The 18,174-nt window shown below is 70.3% G+C and carries 17 protein-coding genes; 5 read left to right on the forward strand and 12 right to left on the reverse strand.

Features of this window, described 5'->3' with window-relative positions; all coding sequences use genetic code 11:
• Positions 1–44 precede the first annotated feature (44 nt).
• On the reverse strand, positions 45–404 hold the full coding sequence (locus tag ABT367_RS18830; RefSeq protein ID WP_352254204.1) for a hypothetical protein: 360 nt from the start codon (positions 402–404) through the stop codon (positions 45–47).
• A gap of 120 nt (positions 405–524) precedes the next feature.
• Here ABT367_RS18830 and ABT367_RS18835 point away from each other — a divergent pair, with 120 nt between their 5' ends.
• The gene (locus tag ABT367_RS18835; RefSeq protein ID WP_352254205.1) at positions 525–1,382 is read left to right on the forward strand and encodes a hypothetical protein; all 858 of its coding nucleotides are present in this window, start codon (positions 525–527) and stop codon (positions 1,380–1,382) included.
• 53 nt (positions 1,383–1,435) lie between these two features.
• Here the strand turns inward: ABT367_RS18835 and ABT367_RS18840 are convergent, their stop codons facing one another.
• Positions 1,436–2,872, reverse strand: a complete 1,437-nt coding sequence (locus tag ABT367_RS18840; protein ID WP_352254206.1) for a PLP-dependent aminotransferase family protein — start codon at positions 2,870–2,872, stop codon at positions 1,436–1,438.
• 47 nt (positions 2,873–2,919) lie between these two features.
• Between ABT367_RS18840 and ABT367_RS18845 the strand changes: the two genes are divergently transcribed.
• Entirely contained in the window at positions 2,920–3,420 is a 501-nt protein-coding gene (locus ABT367_RS18845; RefSeq protein ID WP_352254207.1) for a carboxymuconolactone decarboxylase family protein, read from the forward strand.
• Between the two features lie 149 nt (positions 3,421–3,569).
• Here the strand turns inward: ABT367_RS18845 and ABT367_RS18850 are convergent, their stop codons facing one another.
• From ABT367_RS18850 to ABT367_RS18870, 5 genes are all read right to left on the reverse strand, one after another.
• A complete protein-coding gene (locus ABT367_RS18850) occupies positions 3,570–4,535 on the reverse strand; it encodes a glycine betaine ABC transporter substrate-binding protein (protein WP_352254208.1) in 966 nt (321 codons plus the stop codon).
• Between the two features lie 49 nt (positions 4,536–4,584).
• On the reverse strand, positions 4,585–6,594 hold the full coding sequence (locus tag ABT367_RS18855; protein WP_352254209.1) for an ABC transporter permease: 2,010 nt from the start codon (positions 6,592–6,594) through the stop codon (positions 4,585–4,587).
• Positions 6,595–6,628: 34 nt separating this feature from the next.
• A complete protein-coding gene (locus ABT367_RS18860) occupies positions 6,629–7,741 on the reverse strand; it encodes a quaternary amine ABC transporter ATP-binding protein (RefSeq protein ID WP_352254210.1) in 1,113 nt (370 codons plus the stop codon).
• Positions 7,741–9,261 carry a GMC family oxidoreductase gene (locus tag ABT367_RS18865; RefSeq protein ID WP_352254211.1) on the reverse strand — a complete coding sequence of 507 codons (1,521 nt, stop codon included), beginning with the start codon at positions 9,259–9,261 and terminating at the stop codon, positions 7,741–7,743. Before ABT367_RS18865 ends, ABT367_RS18860 begins: the two co-directional genes overlap by 1 nt.
• 85 nt (positions 9,262–9,346) lie before the next feature.
• Positions 9,347–10,879 carry an aldehyde dehydrogenase family protein gene (locus tag ABT367_RS18870; RefSeq protein ID WP_352254212.1) on the reverse strand — a complete coding sequence of 511 codons (1,533 nt, stop codon included), beginning with the start codon at positions 10,877–10,879 and terminating at the stop codon, positions 9,347–9,349.
• Positions 10,880–11,099: 220 nt separating this feature from the next.
• Here ABT367_RS18870 and ABT367_RS18875 point away from each other — a divergent pair, with 220 nt between their 5' ends.
• On the forward strand, positions 11,100–11,855 hold the full coding sequence (locus tag ABT367_RS18875; RefSeq protein WP_352254213.1) for a hypothetical protein: 756 nt from the start codon (positions 11,100–11,102) through the stop codon (positions 11,853–11,855).
• Between the two features lie 80 nt (positions 11,856–11,935).
• On the opposite strand, the gene ABT367_RS18880 is transcribed toward ABT367_RS18875, so the two are convergent.
• Both ABT367_RS18880 and ABT367_RS18885 read right to left on the reverse strand, forming a co-directional pair.
• On the reverse strand, positions 11,936–12,925 hold the full coding sequence (locus ABT367_RS18880; RefSeq protein WP_352254214.1) for a malate dehydrogenase: 990 nt from the start codon (positions 12,923–12,925) through the stop codon (positions 11,936–11,938).
• Between the two features lie 452 nt (positions 12,926–13,377).
• Positions 13,378–14,427, reverse strand: coding sequence for a helix-turn-helix domain-containing protein (locus ABT367_RS18885; RefSeq protein WP_352254215.1), 1,050 nt, complete (start codon positions 14,425–14,427; stop codon positions 13,378–13,380).
• 365 nt (positions 14,428–14,792) lie between these two features.
• Here ABT367_RS18885 and ABT367_RS18890 point away from each other — a divergent pair, with 365 nt between their 5' ends.
• On the forward strand, positions 14,793–15,326 hold the full coding sequence (locus tag ABT367_RS18890; RefSeq protein ID WP_352254216.1) for a peptidoglycan-binding domain-containing protein: 534 nt from the start codon (positions 14,793–14,795) through the stop codon (positions 15,324–15,326).
• A gap of 56 nt (positions 15,327–15,382) precedes the next feature.
• Here ABT367_RS18890 and ABT367_RS18895 read toward each other — a convergent pair whose 3' ends face one another.
• Together ABT367_RS18895 and ABT367_RS18900 are read right to left on the reverse strand one after the other, a co-directional pair.
• Positions 15,383–15,937, reverse strand: a complete 555-nt coding sequence (locus ABT367_RS18895) for a helix-turn-helix domain-containing protein (RefSeq protein ID WP_352254217.1) — start codon at positions 15,935–15,937, stop codon at positions 15,383–15,385.
• A 90-nt stretch (positions 15,938–16,027) separates the two neighbouring features.
• A complete protein-coding gene (locus ABT367_RS18900) occupies positions 16,028–16,642 on the reverse strand; it encodes a short chain dehydrogenase (RefSeq protein ID WP_352254218.1) in 615 nt (204 codons plus the stop codon).
• Between the two features lie 94 nt (positions 16,643–16,736).
• Here ABT367_RS18900 and ABT367_RS18905 point away from each other — a divergent pair, with 94 nt between their 5' ends.
• A complete protein-coding gene (locus tag ABT367_RS18905; protein ID WP_352254219.1) occupies positions 16,737–17,642 on the forward strand; it encodes a LysR family transcriptional regulator in 906 nt (301 codons plus the stop codon).
• A 101-nt stretch (positions 17,643–17,743) separates the two neighbouring features.
• Here the strand turns inward: ABT367_RS18905 and ABT367_RS18910 are convergent.
• A partial coding sequence (locus ABT367_RS18910) for a DUF3017 domain-containing protein (RefSeq protein WP_352254220.1) occupies positions 17,744–18,174 on the reverse strand: 431 nt, incomplete at its 5' end.

Raw genomic sequence — 18,174 nt, forward strand, 5'->3', positions numbered from 1 at the left:
GCCGGCCCTGCGGTACGCCGGTGCGGCTGTCCTGCGCCGGTGTCTCAGCCGCCGCCGGAGCCGGAGTCCGAGCAGCCGAAGCCGCCGCGGTCGACCGCTTCGGAACGGCTGAACGTGCCGTAGTCGGCACGGCCCCGCTCGACCTCCGCGTCGTAGTACCAGGCGCCGTCGACCTTGCCGCCGCTGCCCGTACCGGACTTGCGCTTGCCCTTGGACGAGGAGGAGCTGCCGCAGTACTTGGAGTCGACGACCTTGTAGCCGGTCGCGTAGTCGTAGGTGTCGCGGTCCACGCAGCGCTTGTCCGGGTCGCTGCCGCACGCGGACAGGGCGGTGGCGAGTACGCCCATGCCGCCGAGGATCACCGTGCTCGACCGCATCCGCCGCGGCTTGCCGTCGGTTGCCATGACTTCCAAACTCCCCCTGGTCGACAGTCAACGCGGCAGGCAGCTTAACCAGACCCGCGGAGCGCCTGGGAGGCCCCCTGATTCCTGCGGGCCCCCTAGAGTCGTTTCGTGCTTATTGGGATGATTTGCGCCCTCGCCTCCGCGGTCTGTTTCGGCACCGCCTCCGTACTGCAGGCCGTCGCCACCCGGGCCATCGCGCCCGGCACGGGTTCCGGCGTGGATCCGGGGCTGCTGATGCGCGTACTGAAGCAGTGGCGGTATCTGGCCGGGCTCGCGCTCGACGGGCTCGGATTCCTGCTGCAGATCGTGGCGCTGCGGCACATTCCGATCTACGCGGTGGGGGCGGCGCTGGCCGCCAGCCTCGCGGTGACCGCGCTGATCGCCACACGCATGCTGCACATCCGGCTCAACAGGGCGGAGTGGACGGCGATCGTGGTGGTGTGCGCGGGGCTTGCCATGGTGGGGCTCGCGGCGGGGGCGGAGGGCTCGAAGTCCGGTTCGGACGCGCTGAAGTGGGCGCTGCTCGGGGCCGCCCTCGCCATCCTGCTCCTGGGCGCGGTGGGCGGGCGGCTTCCGGACAAGGCCCGGGCCCTTGTGCTCGGCCTGGGAGCGGGGCTCGGGTTCGGGGTGGTGCAGGTGGCGGTGCGGCTGATCGACGAGGTCGGCCTGAAGGAACTGCTCACCAATCCGGCGGCGTACGCACTGCTGATCGGCGGTGGCGGGGCGTTCCTGCTGCTGACATCGGCGTTGCAGCGGGGCTCGGTGCCCACGGCCACCGCGGGTCTGGTGCTCGGCGAGACGGTCGCGCCCTCGCTGGTCGGGGTGATCTGGCTGGGCGACGAGACACGGGCGGGGCTCGGGTGGCTGGCGGTCCTCGGCTTCGCGGTGGCGGTGGCGGGGGCGTTGGCGCTGGCCCGGTTCGGGGAGGCGCCGGTGGAGGAGGCGGTGGAGGGGGAGGCCGTGGAGGGGGCTCCGTAGCGGGCCGGCTCACCCCGAGGGCCGGTCCGGTCCAGGAGCGCGCCGCCCGACGGTCAGCTCACTGCCGCGCACAACGCCTCCAGCGCCCCCGCCCACGCGTGGTCCGGTGGCGTTCCGTATCCCACCACCAGGCCGTCCCGTGGTGGGACCGTCGCCTCGGCGTGGCGGAAGAAGGAGAGGCCCTGGACGCGGACGCCGTGCCAGGCCGCCGCGCGGAGCAGCGACTGCTCGGTGCCGGGCGGGAGTTCGAGCACCGCGTGCAGACCGGCCGCGATACCGCTGATCTCGATGTGCGGGGCGCGCGCGGCGAGGGCGGTGACCAGTTCGTCGCGGCGGCGGCGGTACTTCAGGCGCATCCCGCGTACGTGGCGGTCGTACGCGCCCGAGGTCAGGAAGTCGGAGAGGGTGAGCTGGTCGAGCGCTCCGCACTGCCAGTCCGAGATGCCCTTGGCCGCCGCGACCTCGGCCGCGAGGTCCGCGGGGAGGACCAGCCAGCCCAGACGGAGCGCGGGCGCGAGGGACTTGCTGGCGGTGCCGCAGTAGACGACCCGGTCCGGATCGAGGCTCTGCAGGGCACCGACGGCCTGGCGGTCGTAGCGGAACTCGCCGTCGTAGTCGTCCTCCAGGATCACCCCGCCGGTGCGGCGGGCCCAGTCGACGGCCTGGGCCCTGCGCGCCGGGGCGAGCGGATCGCCCATCGGGAACTGGTGGGCGGGCGTGACCAGCAGCGCTCCGGCGTCGCCCAACTCGTCGGTGCGGGTGCCGAGTCGGTCCAGGCCGAGGGGCGGGATGGACAGGCCCTCGTCCGTGAGGCACCGCCAGTGGTGGGCGAGTCCGTACGACTCCACGGCCACCGAGTCGGCGCCCCGCGCGCGCAGCACCTGGGCGAGGAGTTTCAGGCCGCCGACGAAGCCCGAGGTGATCACGATCCGGTCCGGCTCGGCATACACACCGCGGGCGCGGGCGAGGTAGTCGGCGAGCGCGGTGCGCAGGGTGAGCAGGCCGCGGGGGTCGCCGTATTCGAAGGCCTCGCTGGGGGCGTCGAGGAGTGCCCTGCGGGCCGCCTTCGCCCATTGCGTACGGGGAAAGGAGCTGACGTCCGGCGAGCCGGGGTGCAGCGAGTACCTGACCTTGGGGGCGCGGCGCGGGGCGGGCCGCGGGGTCTTCGGGGCCGGTACGGTGCGGGCGGCGACGCGGGTGCCGGAGCCCTGGCGGGCGGTGAGCCAGCCCTCGGCGACCAGGTCGGCGTAGGCGTCGGCGACGGTGTTGCGGGCGATGCCGAGGTCGGTGGCGAGCGAGCGGGAGGACGGCAGGCGGGTGCCGGGGGTGAGGCGGCCGGTGCGTACGGCGTCCCTCAGGGCGTCGGTGAGGCCCTTGCGTACGCCGGAGCGGCCGAGGTCGATGTGGAGGTCCACGCCCAGGACGGCGGGGAGGTCCGTGCCCTGTCCCGCTGCCTGACCCGGCTCCCGATTGGCCCAAGAATCCACCATGGAAATGGACCATACCCGGCGGGCCACCCGCGCATACCTTTGTCCCCATGAGCACTGAATACGCCCCCGAGCACACGCCCCGCCTCAACATCGGCCAGCACCTGCCGGAGTTCTACAAGGCGATGATCAAGGTCGACGGTGCCTCCCGTACCGGGCTCGACCCGGTGATCGCGGAGCTCGTGAAGATCCGTTCCTCGCAGCTGAACCACTGCGCGTTCTGCCTCGACATGCACACCAAGGACGCGCTCGCGATGGGTGAGACGCCCGAGCGCATCTTCCAGTTGAGCGCCTGGGAGGAGTCGCGGCACTTCTACACCGAGAAGGAGGCCGCCGCGCTGGAGCTCGCGGAGGCGGTCACGGTTCTGACCGACGGGTTCGTCCCGGACGAGGTGTGGGCGAACGCCGCCAAGCACTTCGAGGAGGCCGAGCTGTCCGCGCTGCTCGCGGTGATCACGGTGATCAACGCGTGGAACCGCATCGCCGTGTCGACCCGTATGGTCCCGGGTCACTACACGCCGGGGTCGACCTCGCACCGGCCGCAGGGCTGAGCTGCGGGTCACGTGCGGGAAGGGGCGGGCGGGGTTTTCCCCTACCCGCCCCTTCCCGGCTGTGACATTTGCGGCTCCGCCGCGTGGGGGCTCTGCCCCCGGACCCCCGCATCCGAACTACGTTCGGATCTGCTCAAGCGCCGCAGGGGCTACTTGGGCAGCCACGCCTTCCACGTCTCCTTGTTCTCCGCGACCCACTTCTTCGCGGCCTCCTCGCCGGACATCTTGTCCTTGGCGATCCACTTCGAGACCTCGTTCTGCTGCTCGGTGGTCCACTTGAAGTTCTTCAGGAACTGGGCGGCGTCCCCGCCGTCCTTCGCGAAGTCCGCGTTCAGGTACTTCTGCAGCGGCGTGTTGGCGTAACCGCACTCGGTCTTCTCCTTGGGCTCGTTGCAGCCCTCGGTGAACTCCGGCAGCTTGACCTCGACGAGCTCGATGTCGGCGTTGAGCCACTGCGGCTCCCACCAGTACGTGATGAACGGCTCCTTGGCCGCGTACTTCTTCTGGATCTCCTTGATCTGGGCGGCCTCGGCGCCCGTCTCCTTGATCTTGAAGTCCAGCTTGTGGTTCTTGATCAGCCACTCGTCGTACGTGGTGTACGAGGGTGCCGCACCCAGGAACTCGCCCTTGCCCTCGGACTCGGAGGACTTGAAGTCCTTCGCGACCTTGTTGAGCGTCTTGATGTCGAGGACCTCGGGGTGGGCGTCCGCGTAGTACTTGGGCACGAACCAGCCGATGTGGCCGGTCACGCCCAGGTCGCCGCCCTTGACCACGGTCTTCTTCTGGTCGATGTAGAGCTTCTGCTTCTCGGGCTGGCCGTCCCAGTCCTCGAGGATCGCGTCGGCCTTGCCGCTGTTGAGGGCGTCCCAGGCGATGGGCTCGTCCATCGTCTGGAGGGTGACCTTCTTGACGTCGAGTTCCTCTTCGAGGATCACCTTGGCGACCTCGGCGTTGGCCTGGGCGCCGACCCACGAGGGCACCGTGATGGTGACCTCGTCCGAGGCGCCGCCGCCTTCCTTGCCGGTCTCGGCGGCGCCACAGGCGCTGAGGCCGAGCATGCCGAGGGCGCCGACGCCGGCGACGAGAGAAGTGCGTATCCGCTTGCTGTGCTTCATGAGGGAAGAATTCCTTTGGTAGGCAGGAGAGTTGAGGCGAGAAGACGGGTCAGCGCAGCCCGCGTTCCTTGACGGCGGCGGCCGGCTGGGAGATCCGGTCGAGCAGCACCCCGAGGCAGACGATCGCGATACCGGCGGTCAGGCCGAGCGCCAGATCGCCCTTGGTGAGGCCCTTGATCACATCGACACCGAGGGCGCCGCCGCCGATCATTCCGGCGATGACGACCATCGACAGGACCAGGACGACGCCCTGGTTGACGGCGAGCAGCAGCGCCGGGCGGGCCAACGGGATCTGGACCTGGCGCAGTTGCTGCCCGGTGGAGGCACCGAGCGAGCGGGCCGCTTCGAGGGCGGAGGGGTCGATCTGCCGGATGCCCTGGGTGGTGATCCGGATGACGGCGGGCAGCGCGTAGAGCACCGAGGCCGCGACGCCGGCGAACCGGCCGCCGGTGAACAGGGCGATCATCGGGATCAGATAGATGAACGCGGGCAGGGTCTGCAGCGTGTCCAGGATCGGCCGGATCACCCGTTCGACCCACGCGACACGGGCGGCGAGCACACCGACCGCGAAGCCGATGAGCAGGGTCAGCGCGAGAGCCGCGATCACCTGCGACAGGGTGTCCATGGAACGGGTCCACAGCCCCATCGCGCCGATCGCACCGAGCGCGAGCACCACGGTCACGGCCGCGCGCAGCCGTCCGACGGCGTACGCGAGGATGCCCGCGACCAGCAGGAGCGCCCACCAGGGGGTGCCGACCAGGGCGCTGCGCAGCGGGTTGAGCACGTAGACGGCGAAGCCGTCGGCCCAGGTCTGGGTGCCGCCGATGAGCGGGATACCGGCGGAGAGTTCGCGTTCGATCCAGCCCGTCACGTCGTTGACGGGGTCGGCGATGGACACCACCCAGCTCTCGGGCCACTCCTGGCGGCCGAGCGCCGAGCCGATCACGGTCGCGGCCGCGATGCCGGCCGCGACGACGCCCCGCAGAATCCAGGCGGTACGAGAGGTGCGTACCCCCTCCTCGGGATCGTCGAGCCGCTCGCCCGCGGCCGCCGTGGTCCGGTCGAGCCAGATGGCGAGCAGCACGATCGCGATACCGGGCGGCAGCGCCTGGCCGACGTCGACGACGGCGAGCGCCTTGTAGATGGGCTCGCCCAGACCACCGGCGCCGATGACCGTGGCGAGCACGACCATCGAAAGGCTCATCATGATCGTCTGGTTGAGGCCGAGCAGCATCTGCTTGCGGGCAAGGGGGAGGCGGGCCGTCCACAGCCGCTGCACCGGGCTCGCGCCCAGCGAGGCCGAGGCTTCGAGCGCGGCCGGGTCCGCGCCGCGCAGACCGAGGGCGGTGAGCCGGGCCATCGGCGGTACGGCGTAGATGACCGTGGCCACGAAGGCCGACGGGACACCGATGTCGAAGATCAGCACGAAGGGCAGCAGATACGAGAAGGCCGGAAGCACCTGCATGGTGTCGAACACCGGCCGCAGCATCCGCTCCGCGCGGTCCGAGAGACCGGCGAGCAGACCGAGCAGCACACCGATGACGGCGGCCACGGCCACGCACACGATCATCAGCGAGAGCGTGTCCATCGCGGGTTCCCACATGCCGAGCACACCGATGACGGCGAAGGTGCCGAACGCGGTGCCCGCGGTGACCAGAGCCCGCCGGCGCAGGCCCGCGCCACCCGCGTACCAGGCGATGAGGACCGCGGCGACGGTGACGCCGATGAAGCCGAGCGACTCCAGGGCGCTGAAGACCCCGTCGACGGCGGATTCGGCGGTGTTGGAGATATGCAGCAGGAAGTACAGGAACAGCGGGTGGGTGGTGCGGTTGTCGACCAGCCACTCGTTGAAGTCCTGCAGCGGGGTGCGGACGTCGACGGTCAGGTCGCCCGGCCACTCACCGCTGCCGGCGACGGCCGCGGAGACCACCGCGACGAGCAGGGCGAGCAGCAGGAGCACGGCCTTGGGGTGGGCCATCAGACGGGCCGCGGGGCCGGGCGGCTGCGGGGCGCCCGGGGCATCGGCCTTGACGGGACGGTCGAGAGTCGGGGCGGTCATGCGGCCGACCCCCTCGTACTGCGGACAGGGCTGGTCATACGGCAGCCACCGCCTTGTCGCTCGGCTCCCCCGCGTCGCCGTCGAGTCCGGCGACCACGGCCAGGAGCCTGGACTCGTCGACGACGCCCAGGCAGGTGCTGCCCTGCATGACGCAGGTGGTCGCGCCGCTGCGGACGACGGTCTCGATCGCCTCGGCGACCACCATGTCCGGGTCGAGTGCGGCGGCGGAGTGCTTCGCGGCGCCGCAGTCGCCGGGGAGCATGGCACTGCGTACGGAGATGACCTGCTCGCGGGCCACGTCGCGGACGAAGTCCCGCACGTAGTCGTCGGCCGGGTTGGCGACGATCTCCTCGGGGGTGCCCAGCTGCACGATGCCGCCGTCGCGCATCAGCATGATGCGGTCGCCCAGGCGCAGCGCCTCGCTGAGGTCGTGGGTGATGAAGACCATGGTGCGGCCCTCTTCGCGGTGCAGGCGGATGACCTCCTCCTGCATATCGCGGCGGATCAGCGGGTCGAGCGCGCTGAACGGCTCGTCGAACAGCAGGACTTCGGGGTCCACGGCGAGCGCGCGGGCGAGGCCGACGCGCTGCTGCTGGCCGCCGGAGAGCTGCACAGGGCGGCGCTGCTCCAGGCCTTCGAGGCCGACCTTCGCGACGACCTCCATGGCCTTCGCGCGCCGTTCGGCCTTGCCCATGCCCTGGATCTCCAGGCCGTACGCGACGTTGTCGAGCACCGTGCGGTGCGGCAGGAGGCCGAAGTTCTGGAAGACCATCGCGGTCTGGTGGCGGCGCAGTTCGCGCAGCCGGTTCTTGTCCATGGCGAGGACGTCCTCGCCGTCGATGGCTATGGAGCCCGAGGTGGGCTCGATGAGGCGGGTCAACGTCCGTACCAGCGTGGACTTTCCGGAGCCGGAAAGGCCCATGACGACGAAGACCTCGCCGCGCTTCACCTCGAAGCTGACGTCGCGTACGGCGGCGGTGCAGCCGGTGCGCTCGCGCAGTTCGGTGGCGCTCAGGCCGGCGTATTCGGCGTTGCCCGGGATCCGGTCCGCCTTCGGCCCGAACACCTTCCACAGGTCGCGTACGGAGAAGACGGGGCCGGTCCTGGACACGTCGCCGCCCTTGGATATGTCGGTGGTCGCGGTCATCAGGCATCACTCCCGGTCAGCAACTCGGCGCATTTCTCGCCCACCATCAGGACCCCGATCATCGGGTTGACCGCGGGCATCGTCGGGAAGACGGACGCATCGGCGATCCGGATGCCGGTCAGGCCACGAACCGTCAAGTCCGGGGACACTACGGCAAGTTCATCAGCTGAGGCACCCATTCGGCAGGTGCCCGCAGGGTGGTAGACGGTGTGCGCGACCTGGCGGGCGTACGCGCTCAGCTCTTCGTCGTCCGTCACATGGGGGCCGGGGGCGACCTCGCTCTTGAGCCAGGACGCGAGCGGTTCGGTCTTCGCTATCTCCCGCGCGATCTTGATTCCGTCGACCAGGGTGCGGCCGTCGTAGTCGTCCTCGTCGGTGAAGTAGCGGAAGTCCAGGGCGGGCTTCTCGGCGGGATCCGCGCTGGTCAGATAGAGGCGGCCACGGCTGCGCGGCTTCGGGATGTTGGGTGTCATCGAGACGCCGTGCGGGGGCCGCTCGTACCCGATCCGCTCCGGGTTGTCCGTGAACGGTATTTGGTAGAAGTGGAACATCAGGTCGGGGCCCTTGGACTCCGGGTCCCTGCGCACGAAGAGCCCGGCGTCCGAGTCCATCGCGGAGTTCTCGGGGATCGGTCCGTGCGTCTCCCAGACGATCACGGACTCGGGGTGGTCGAGCAGGTTCTCGCCGACGCCCGGCAGATCGTGCAGCACGGGTATCCCGAGCGCTTCGAGCTGCTCGCGCGGGCCTATCCCGGAGTGCAGAAGCAGCCGGGGCGTGTCCACGGCGCCGGCGCACACGATGACCTCGCGCGCCGCTTCGACGTACGTCTCCTCGCCGTCCTTCGTACGGACGTGGACGCCGCGTGCGCGGGTGCCTTCGAGTTCGAGCTTGTACGCCCAGGTCTCAAGAAGGATCGTCAGGTTGGGCCGCTCGTCCATCACCGGGTGGAGATACGCGACCGAGGCGCTGGAGCGCTTGTTGTCCTCGGGGTGGTACGCGAGGTCGAAGAAGCCCACGCCCTCGTCGAAGGGCGCCTTGTTGAAGCCCTCGACCCGCGGCACGTCCAGGGCCGTCTGCGCGGCGTCCACGAAGTCGCGGGCGATCGCGTTCCGGTCCTTCTCGTCCACCGGCACGATGTTGTTGAGCAGCTTGTCGAAGTACGGGGACATCGCCTCGGCGCCCCAGCCCTCGGCGCCGTGCTCGGCCCACTCGTCCCAGTCGGACGGCAGCGGCTTGAACGCGATCAGCGTGTTGTGGCTGGAGCAGCCGCCGAGCACGCGGGCGCGGCTGTGCCGGATGTGGGAGTTGCCGCGGGGCTGCTCGGTGGTCGGGTAGTCGTAGTCGAGTTCGCCGCCGAGCAGGCCCATCCAGCGGCGCAGGGTGAGCACGTCGTCGCGCCCCACATCGCTCGGGCCGCCCTCGATCACGGCGACCGTGACCCCTGGGTCCTCGGTCAGCCGGGAGGCGATCACCGAGCCTGCGGTGCCGCCTCCGACGACTACGTAGTCGTATTGAGGCATGTGCGTGTTCCCCTTCGTGGTGCTCAAAAGTGCGTCGCGTAATGGGTGTTGGCGCTTGCTCTGCCGTGCCGGGTGGTCAGCCCGCTCAGCCCGCGAACCAGCGGACGGGCCGCGGGTCGAGGTTCTGGTAGATGTGCTTGGTCTCGCGGTACTCGGCGAGACCCGTCGGGCCGAGCTCGCGCCCGACGCCGGACTTGCCGAAGCCGCCCCATTCCGCCTGCGGCAGATACGGGTGGAAGTCGTTGATCCAGACGGTGCCGTGCCGCATCCGGCGGGCCATCCGCCGCGCCTTGGAACCGTCGGAGGTCCACACGGCGCCCGCGAGCCCGTACTCGGTGTCGTTGGCGAGTGCGAGGGCTTCGTCCTCGGTCGTGAAGGTCTCGACGGTCAGGACGGGACCGAAGACCTCCTCCCGTACGACCCGCATCTCTCGGTGGCACTGATCGAGAACGGTCGGCTCGTAGAAGTACCCCTCGGCGGGCCGCACTTCACTGGGCGCGGGCCGCTTGCCGCCGCAGCGCAGGACCGCGCCTTCCGCCAGCGCGGAGGCCACGTAACCCTCGGTCTTGTCCAACTGCTGCTGCGATACGAGGGGTCCGCACTCGACGCCTTCGGCAGTGCCGCGGCCGAGCTTGATCTGGGAGGCGCGGCGGGCGAGTTCGGCGACGAAGCGCTCGCGGACGGACTCCTCGATGATGAGGCGGCCACCGGCCGAGCAGACCTGGCCGCTATGGATGAACGCGGCGTTCAGGGCCTGGTCGACGGCGGTGTCGAAGGCCTCGTCCGTGGAACAGGCGTCGGCGAAGACCACGTTGGGGTTCTTGCCGCCGAGTTCGAGCGCGACCTTCTTGACGCCGACGGCCGCGGCCTGCGCCACCTTCGTACCGCTGATGAGGCCGCCGGTGAACGAGATGAGGTCCACGTCCGGGTGCTCGGCGAACCGGGCGCCGACGGTGTGCCCGGGACCGGTCACGATATTGGCGACGCCGGCCGGGAGTCCGGCCTCTTCGAGGAGGCGGATCAGCGCGACCGTGGTCAGCGGGGTGATCTCGCTGGGCTTGATGACGAAGGTGTTGCCCGCGGCGAGCGCGGGGGCGATCTTCCAACTGGCCTGGAGCAGCGGGTAGTTCCAGGGCGTGATCATCGCGCAGACACCGACGGGCTCGTGCACGACGGTGCTGTGCACGGTGTCGCTGCCCGCGTCGACGACCCGCCCAGGACCCTCGCCGATCACGAGATCGGCGAAGTAGCGGAAGGCGTCGGCCACACAGTCGACGTCGACCCGGCCCTCCTCGACGGTCTTGCCCGCGTCCCGGCTCTCCAGGAGTCCGAGCTCCTCACGGTCGCGTACGAGAAGGTCCGCGACGCGCCGCAGCAGCGCGGCCCGTTCGGCGACCGGCGTGGTGGGCCAGGGGCCTTCGTCGAAGGCTCGGCGCGCGGCGGCGATGGCCGCGTCGGCGTCGTCCGCGCCGCCCTCCGCGACAACGGTGAACGGACGGGCCTGAGCGGGGTCGAGGATCTCGCGCGTGGAACCGTCGAGGGCGTTTCGCCACTCTCCGTCCACGTGGATGGTCTGTTGTGCCGACACTTCGCGTCTTGCCTTCCGTTCCCGAAACATTCACCGCGCGTAGTCGCGTGTGATCGGAAGCCCCTGCCCTCAGGGCGGGAAACCATGCGCTTCGGTTTACGGAAAGTGCTGCGGGTCACTCGGCACGGCGATCATTCGTCCTGAACCTGCCGATCTGGCCGGTCTGTTCCAGACAGAGAGGGAAGCGATGTCCAGGGCACGACGCGGAACGTTGAGCACTGCGGCGGTCACGCTGTGTGCAGGTCTCCTCATGGGGTCGCTCGCCGCGTGCGGGGACGATTCCGGAGGGTCGGGCGGCGGTTCGGGAGGCAACGGCGACAACGGCGGCGGTTCGGGCGACAAGGAGAGTTCGATCGCCGACAAGAGCGCCAAGGAGATCAGCGACGCCGCGCAGCAGGCGCTGCTCGACGCCAAGTCGCTGCGCATGTCGATGGACAGCGGCGGCTCCTCCTCGGGCGGTGAACCCCAGTCGTTCGACCTCGCGGTGGACCAGCAGGGCAACTGCGCCGGCACCTTCAAGATGCCCGAGGGCAAGGGCAGCTTCGACATCCTCAAGCGCGGCGAGAAGGTGTGGATCAAGGCCGACGCCGCGTTCTGGAAGGCCATGGGCGGTCCGAACGGCGATGCCGCGGCCGAGATGCTCAAGGACAAGCACCTCATGGGTGACACGAAGGACCCGCAGCTCAGCCAGCTCTCGTCCTCCTGCAATCTCAAGGCGCTGCAGAAGGAGATGGGCGGCGAAGGCGACACGGGGAAGCTGAAGAAGGGCGGCACCTCCACCATCGACGGCCAGGAGGCCATCGCCCTGGAGGAGACGGACGCGGGCGAGAAGTCCACGATCCATGTGGCGACCGAGGGCGAGCCCTACCCGTTGAAGATCGTCAGCCAGGAGGACGGCAAGGAGCAGACCGTCTCCTTCTCGGACTACGACGAGCCGGTGCCGAGTGAGACTCCGCCGGCGGATCAGACCGTGGATGTGAAGGAGCTGCAGAAGCAGGGCGCCTGAGCGGTACGCCCCGACGCCGAAGTCCCGGCTCCCTCAAGGGGAACCGGGACTTCGGCGTCGTACTGAGGAAGCCTGGTGACTCAGATCAGGCCGAGGGCGCGAACGGCCTCGCGCTCCTCCTCGAGCTCCTTGACCGAGGCGTCGATGCGCGCACGGGAGAACTCGTTGATGTCCAGGCCCTGGACGATCTCGTACTTGCCGTCCTTGGTGGTGACGGGGAACGAGGAGATGAGGCCCTCGGGGACACCGTAGGAACCGTCCGACGGGATACCCATGGAGACCCAGTCGCCCTCGGCGGTGCCGTTGACCCAGGAGTACACGTGGTCGATCGCGGCGTTGGCGGCGGAGGCGGCCGACGAGGCGCCACGGGCCTCGATGATCGCGGCACCGCGCTTGGCGACGGTCGGGATGAAGTCCTCGGCCAGCCACTTCTCGTCGTTCACGGTCTCGGCGGCGTTCTTGCCGGCGACCGTGGCGTGGAAGATGTCCGGGTACTGGGTGGCCGAGTGGTTGCCCCAGATCGTGAGCTTCTTGATCTCCGAGACCGGGACGCCGGTCTTCTTGGAGAGCTGCGAGAGCGCGCGGTTGTGGTCGAGGCGGGTCATCGCGGTGAAGCGCTCGGCCGGTACGTCCGGGGCGGCGGCCTGGGCGATCAGGGCGTTGGTGTTCGCCGGGTTGCCCACGACGAGGACCTTGACGTCGTCCGCGGCGTGGTCGTTGATGGCCTTGCCCTGCGGCTTGAAGATGCCGCCGTTGGCGGAGAGCAGGTCGCCGCGCTCCATGCCCTTCGTGCGGGGGCGGGCGCCGACGAGCAGACCGACGTTGGCGCCGTCGAAGGCCACGTTCGGGTCGTCGGTGATGTCGATGCCCGCGAGCAGCGGGAACGCGCAGTCGTCGAGCTCCATCGCGGTGCCCTCGGCGGCGCCGAGCGCGGGGGTGATCTCGAGGAGACGCAGCTTGACCGGCACGTCCGGGCCGAGCAGGTGGCCGGAGGCGATACGGAAGAGGAGGGCGTAACCGATCTGGCCGGCCGCGCCGGTGACGGTGACATTCACGGGAGTGCGGGTCATGGCGATCTCCGTTAAGACAGCTGGCGGTGGGGGTCCCTGCCCCGGTGCTGGAGGCCTCCCGGTTGACGCCGCGATGATCGATCTCTTGACGTCAAGGGAGATCCACCGGTCAGGCTATCGCGCCCGGCGCCCCGGTCGACCCCGCCCCTGTGTGGCCCCGCACACACGGCCGTGCGCTGTACGGAGATACGAGAACGGCCGCCGCTCCGGGAGAGGTGAGCGCGGCGGCCGTTCTGCGGGGTGCGTGTGCATCCCGTGGGCCCGGGGCTACGAATAGGAGCCCCGGGACACCTCGGGATACAGCTGCCGACACATCCCGTGGGCCCGGGGCGACGAATAGGAGCCCCGGGACACCTCGGGATACAGCTGCCGACACATCCCGTGGGGGTACTCATCGCGTGCCCCGGCTCGCGCCGGTCATGCACCCGTCCCCCGAATTACTTCGCTGCCCGCTACTTGGTGCAGCCTTCCTTACCGTCCGTCAGGATCGCGCAGGCCTTCGCGTCCTCGACGTTCTTCACCGGGATCATCGGGGTGTACGCGTCGAAGTCGCCGTCGACCTCGGAGGTCTGCGTCTTCTCGCCCTTCACCCGTATCTCCACGGTGTCGCCGGGGCCTGCCGAGGTGATCCGGCCCCAGGCCGCACCGCAGGTCTTGCTGTAGCGGACCTCGACCTTGGCCGCGCCGACCAGGACGTCGACCGGCGGCGATGTGGCGAGCGTGCCGCCGCAGCCCATCTCCTCCGGGTCCTTGCCGGCGCAGGACGCGCCCTTGCATTCGACACCCTCGGGCAGGGACTCGCTGATGCTGGGCGTCGGGGTCGGCGTGCCCTTCGCGTCGTCGCCGCCCTTGTCCTTGCCGAAGTCGGTGAGGAACACCGCCGCCGCGATGACCACGAGAGCGCCGACGACGCCCGCGAGGAACATCGTCAACTTCCGCTTCCTGCGCTGCCCGTCGGGCGAGCCGCCCCGCGCGGGACCCGGCCGCTCCCCACCGCCGGGCCCGGACGGCGGACCGTAGGAACGGGCCCCCGAGGAGGAGGCCGCGGCGGACTGCTGCCTGGCCGGGCTGTACGAGGACGCCGCCTGGGTGGGCGGATGGGCGGCCGCCGGCGCCGCGGCGGCGCGCGGTTTGCCGTTCCTCCCCTTGGCGGGACCCGGGCCGAACTCGCCGAGCGCGGCACGCGCCTGGGAGATCCGGATCGCCTCCATGGTCATGTCGTGGCGCATCTCGGAGCGGCTCCAGGCACGCTCCGCGAGCTCCCACATGGTGGTCAGATGCATCGGGTTGGTGCCGGTGACCTCGGCCAACGCCACGACCGCGCCCTTGGGCGCGAGCAGCCGGCCGTTCAGATAGCGCTCCCACGATGTCTTGCTGTAGCCCGTACGGTCCGCCACCGCGGCGATACTCAGCCCACTGCGGTCGACGAGCCGGCGCAGCTGGCTCGCGAACTCGCGTACCTGCGGGTCGAGTTCCTCCGGTAGCGCCCTCCAACGAGGCATTGCTTCCCCCTTGTCCCCCCGTGTCGTGCCCAGACGTACCCGTGTGCGCGGCCCTGCATGCCCTTGTCCCGGCCCTCAGGGGCCGGGGCGAAGCGCCCCCATGGCTACCCACAGGGATGCCAGAAGCAAGGGTCTCAGTTCCCCCGGCACCGGCGCACGGGAGCATTACGGGTCAGGGTGCGCCCCGTCGCGCGCCCTTGATGGTCAAACTGCAGTGTCCCATCCGCGTCCCACGGCCCGCGTGGGAACCCCAGGTCAGCGTACGGGACGTCCCGGGGGATCCCGCCCCCGTCCTCAGGACTTCTGCGCACCCCCCTCAACCGGACACGCTCATCCCTGTCACAGCACCTACGGGGGGAGCACAGATGTACCTCAGCAAGCGCAACAGGCTCGGTATGGCGGTCGTGTCCGTGGCGGCGGGAGCGGGGCTGGCCCTGGCCGGCCTGGCGCCCACCGCGGCGGCCGGCAGCCAGCATGTGATCGACGGCCGCGGCAACCCGACCAACGACTGGGGCGACGAAGGCAACCTGTCCCGCACCTCTTACTCCCACAGCAACGCGACGCGGCTGTGGCAGACGATCCTGTGGGCGGACGGCGCCAAGTACAAGGGCTCGGACGGCAAGTGGCGCAAGTTCACCAAGGGCGACATCGACGGCCACTTCGGCCCGCGCACCAAGTCGGCCACGAAGTACTGGCAGCAGACCGAGGGTCTCCACATCGACGGCATCGTCGGCAAGCAGACCTTCAGCCTCGCCGATGACTTCCTGGACCACGTCGGCAACAACAAGATCGAGTACACGGGCTACGACCACCAGGCCGGCTTCAAGCGCCTGAACGGGGTGTACTACGTGAAGATCGACGGCCACTGGAAGAAGGCCGCGTACAACTGGGCGAACTGACGCCTTTGCGCAGGGGCCCCACACCTTGTGATGGTGTGGGGCCCCTGCGTGCGGCACTAGACCAGGACGATGAGCAGCCCGGCCAGCAGGATCGCGAGCACGGCGGCCGCGGCGTACGCGAACAGCTTCCAGGGCGGCGCCTTCCCGGGCGCGGGTTCTTCCTGGGGCACCCACCACGGCAGGGTGTCCTCGTCCTCGCCGAGGTCGTCCCAGGAGGGTGTGGCGGGGGCGTCCGGGCGCACACCGTCGGCACGTACGGCATCCGCCCGCGCGGCGTCCGGCCGTACGGCGTCCGCTCGTACGGCATCGGAAAGACCCGGCCGTACCGCATCGGGCCTGGGCCACACCCGCATGGCAAGCTCCCAGCGCGCACCGAAGCGGGCCGCCTCCGCGGCGTCGAGACCCGCGACGCGGCACAGCGCGAGGACCGCCTGGCGGGGCGGTGGCTGCTGGCCGTTCAGATAGCGCTGCCAGGAGGACTTGCTGTACGAGGTGCGCGTGCCGAGCGAGACCAGGCTCAGCCCCGTACGGTCCTTGAGCAGTCTCAAGTGCTCGACGAAATGCACCACTTCGGCCGGAGTCCCGTCCGGCAGCGGCTGCCAGATACCCACCGCCCACCCCCCTGCCGGCGAACTTCACCGGTATGTCCGACTGACGGAGTCAGTGGGGGCGTCGGTTCCCTCGCGCGGGCCGTATGGCGCTCATTCCACGCGGTGGATCTGCCCGGTCTGCGCTCCTTCGATCGACCGTACGTAGGCGGCGGCCGCTCGGCGTACCGGTACGGGGTCGAAGCCGGGGAAGAAGTCGCCGTAGGCGTCCAGGGACTCCTCGAAGACGGTGGGGCTGACGGCGTTGATCCGCTGCCGCCCCGGGAGTTCGATCGCGGCAGCCCGTACGAAGGACTCCACGGCGCCGTTCGCGAGCGAGGCGACGGCGCCGGTGCGGATGGGCTCGCGGGCGAGGATGCCGGTGATCAGGGTGAAGGAGCCGTCCTCGGCCACGGACTCGAGGCCCTGGCGGACGAGTTCGATCTGCCCGACCGCCTTGCCTTCGAGGCCGTCGCGTACGTCCTGCAGGGTGAGCTCGGTGACCGGCTTCCACGGCACGGTGCCCGCCGCGCACGCCACCGCGTCGATCCGGCCGACCTGGCGGTACAGGGCCGCGATGGACTCGGGGTCCGTGATGTCGAGAGCGATGTCGGCGTCCTTGCGGGATGCGGTGATCACCTCATGGCCGCGCTCGCTCAAGGCGGCGTGGACCGCCCGGCCGAGTGTGCCGTGGGCGCCGACGAGGACGATCTTCTGTGGGGTGTTCATGTGGTGAGGATGACCTCGCGCAGACAGTGAAGTCCAGCTACCTCTCCTACCGTTGAGATTAAGCTGAACTCAACAATCGCAAAGGATGGGGCGCATGCTGGACGTGAAGCGCATGGTCATGCTGCGTGACCTGGCCGAACACGGAAAGGTCACCGCCGTCGCCGAGCTGCACGGCGTCACGCCCTCCGCGGTCTCCCAGCAACTGCGCGCTCTGGAAACGGAGGCCGGGGCCGCGCTGCTGCTGCGAGCGGGGCGCGGGGTGCGGCTCACGGCGGCCGGCGCGGCGCTCGCCGCGAGCTGCGAACAGGTCCTGGCCGCCCTCGAGCGCGCCGAGGGTGCGGTGCGCGCGCTCGACGACGACCTCACCGGTGAGCTGCGGATCGGCTGCGCGCCGAGCGCGCTGCGCTCGGTGGCCGCCCCCCTGGTCGCCCGGCTCGCCGAACGGCATCCGCGGATCCGGCCCAGGATCGTGCAGTGCGAACCGCAGGACGCGGTGGTGCGGCTCAAGCGGCACGGACTCGACCTGGCCGTCTCGTACCGCTACCACCTGCTCGGCTCGCCACCGCCCGGCGGCACCACGGCGGTTCCCCTGTTCGACGACCCGCTCGCTCTCGCGGTCCCCGATGACCTCCTTGACTCGGTACGCACCGACGGGCTCGGTGTCCTGTCCGACCGCGCCTGGATCTCCGCGCCACCGCCGAGCACCTGCCGCGACGTCCTGCTGCACGCCTGCCGCAACGCCGGTTTCACACCCCGGATCGAGCACGACTGCGAGGATCTGGGCGCCGCGCTCGCCCTCGTGGCCACCGGCCATGCGGTGACGATCCTGCCCCGGCTGCTCTGCGCCGCGCCGCCGCCAGGCGCTTCGGTGCTCACGCTGCCGGGCGGCGGCCGCACGATCGAGGCGCTGGTGCGTGCGGGAGCGGAGCAACAGCCCGCGATCGGGGCGGCGTTGCGGCTGCTCACGGAGATCGGAGCGGAGCTGGGGGCGGGGCGCTGATGGGGGTCGCGGGGCGCTGAAGGCGGTCGCCGGCGGCGGCCCCGGGGCGCCGACCGCTGCCGCGGCCTGCTCCTGGCCCCGGAGCGAAGCCAGGAGTGCCGCTAACTGCTGATGGTGAAGTGCAGGGTCTCGTCGAGGAACGGGATCTCCAGGACGGGCTTCGGCTGCGCCATCAGCGCGAGCAGCACGATCGCCACACCGAGCACGCCGTACGTGACCATGTCGGTGAACCGCGAACGCACCGCCAGCATCCCGACCGACGGCAGCATCCGGCGCAGCACGGCGCCGATGAGCAGCGCGACACCGATCAGCAGGGTGCCGACGCGCCATACGTCGAAGGCCGTGAGGATCAGCCCGGCCGCGGTCACCCCGAGCACGGTGAGCATCGGCCACTGCCGGGCCGGCGCGGGTGCGTCGCCCGGCGCCGCGCGGCCGCCGCCCTCGGGGCGTGCGGTGTCCTTGGTGAACAGGGGGAAGCGGCGGGACTTCTTGACCGGGGGCTCGCCTCCGGAGACCGCCGACCGCGCTGTCG

This window comes from Streptomyces mesophilus, assembly GCF_040300965.1.
Classification (GTDB): Bacteria; Actinomycetota; Actinomycetes; order Streptomycetales; family Streptomycetaceae; genus Streptomyces; species Streptomyces mesophilus_A.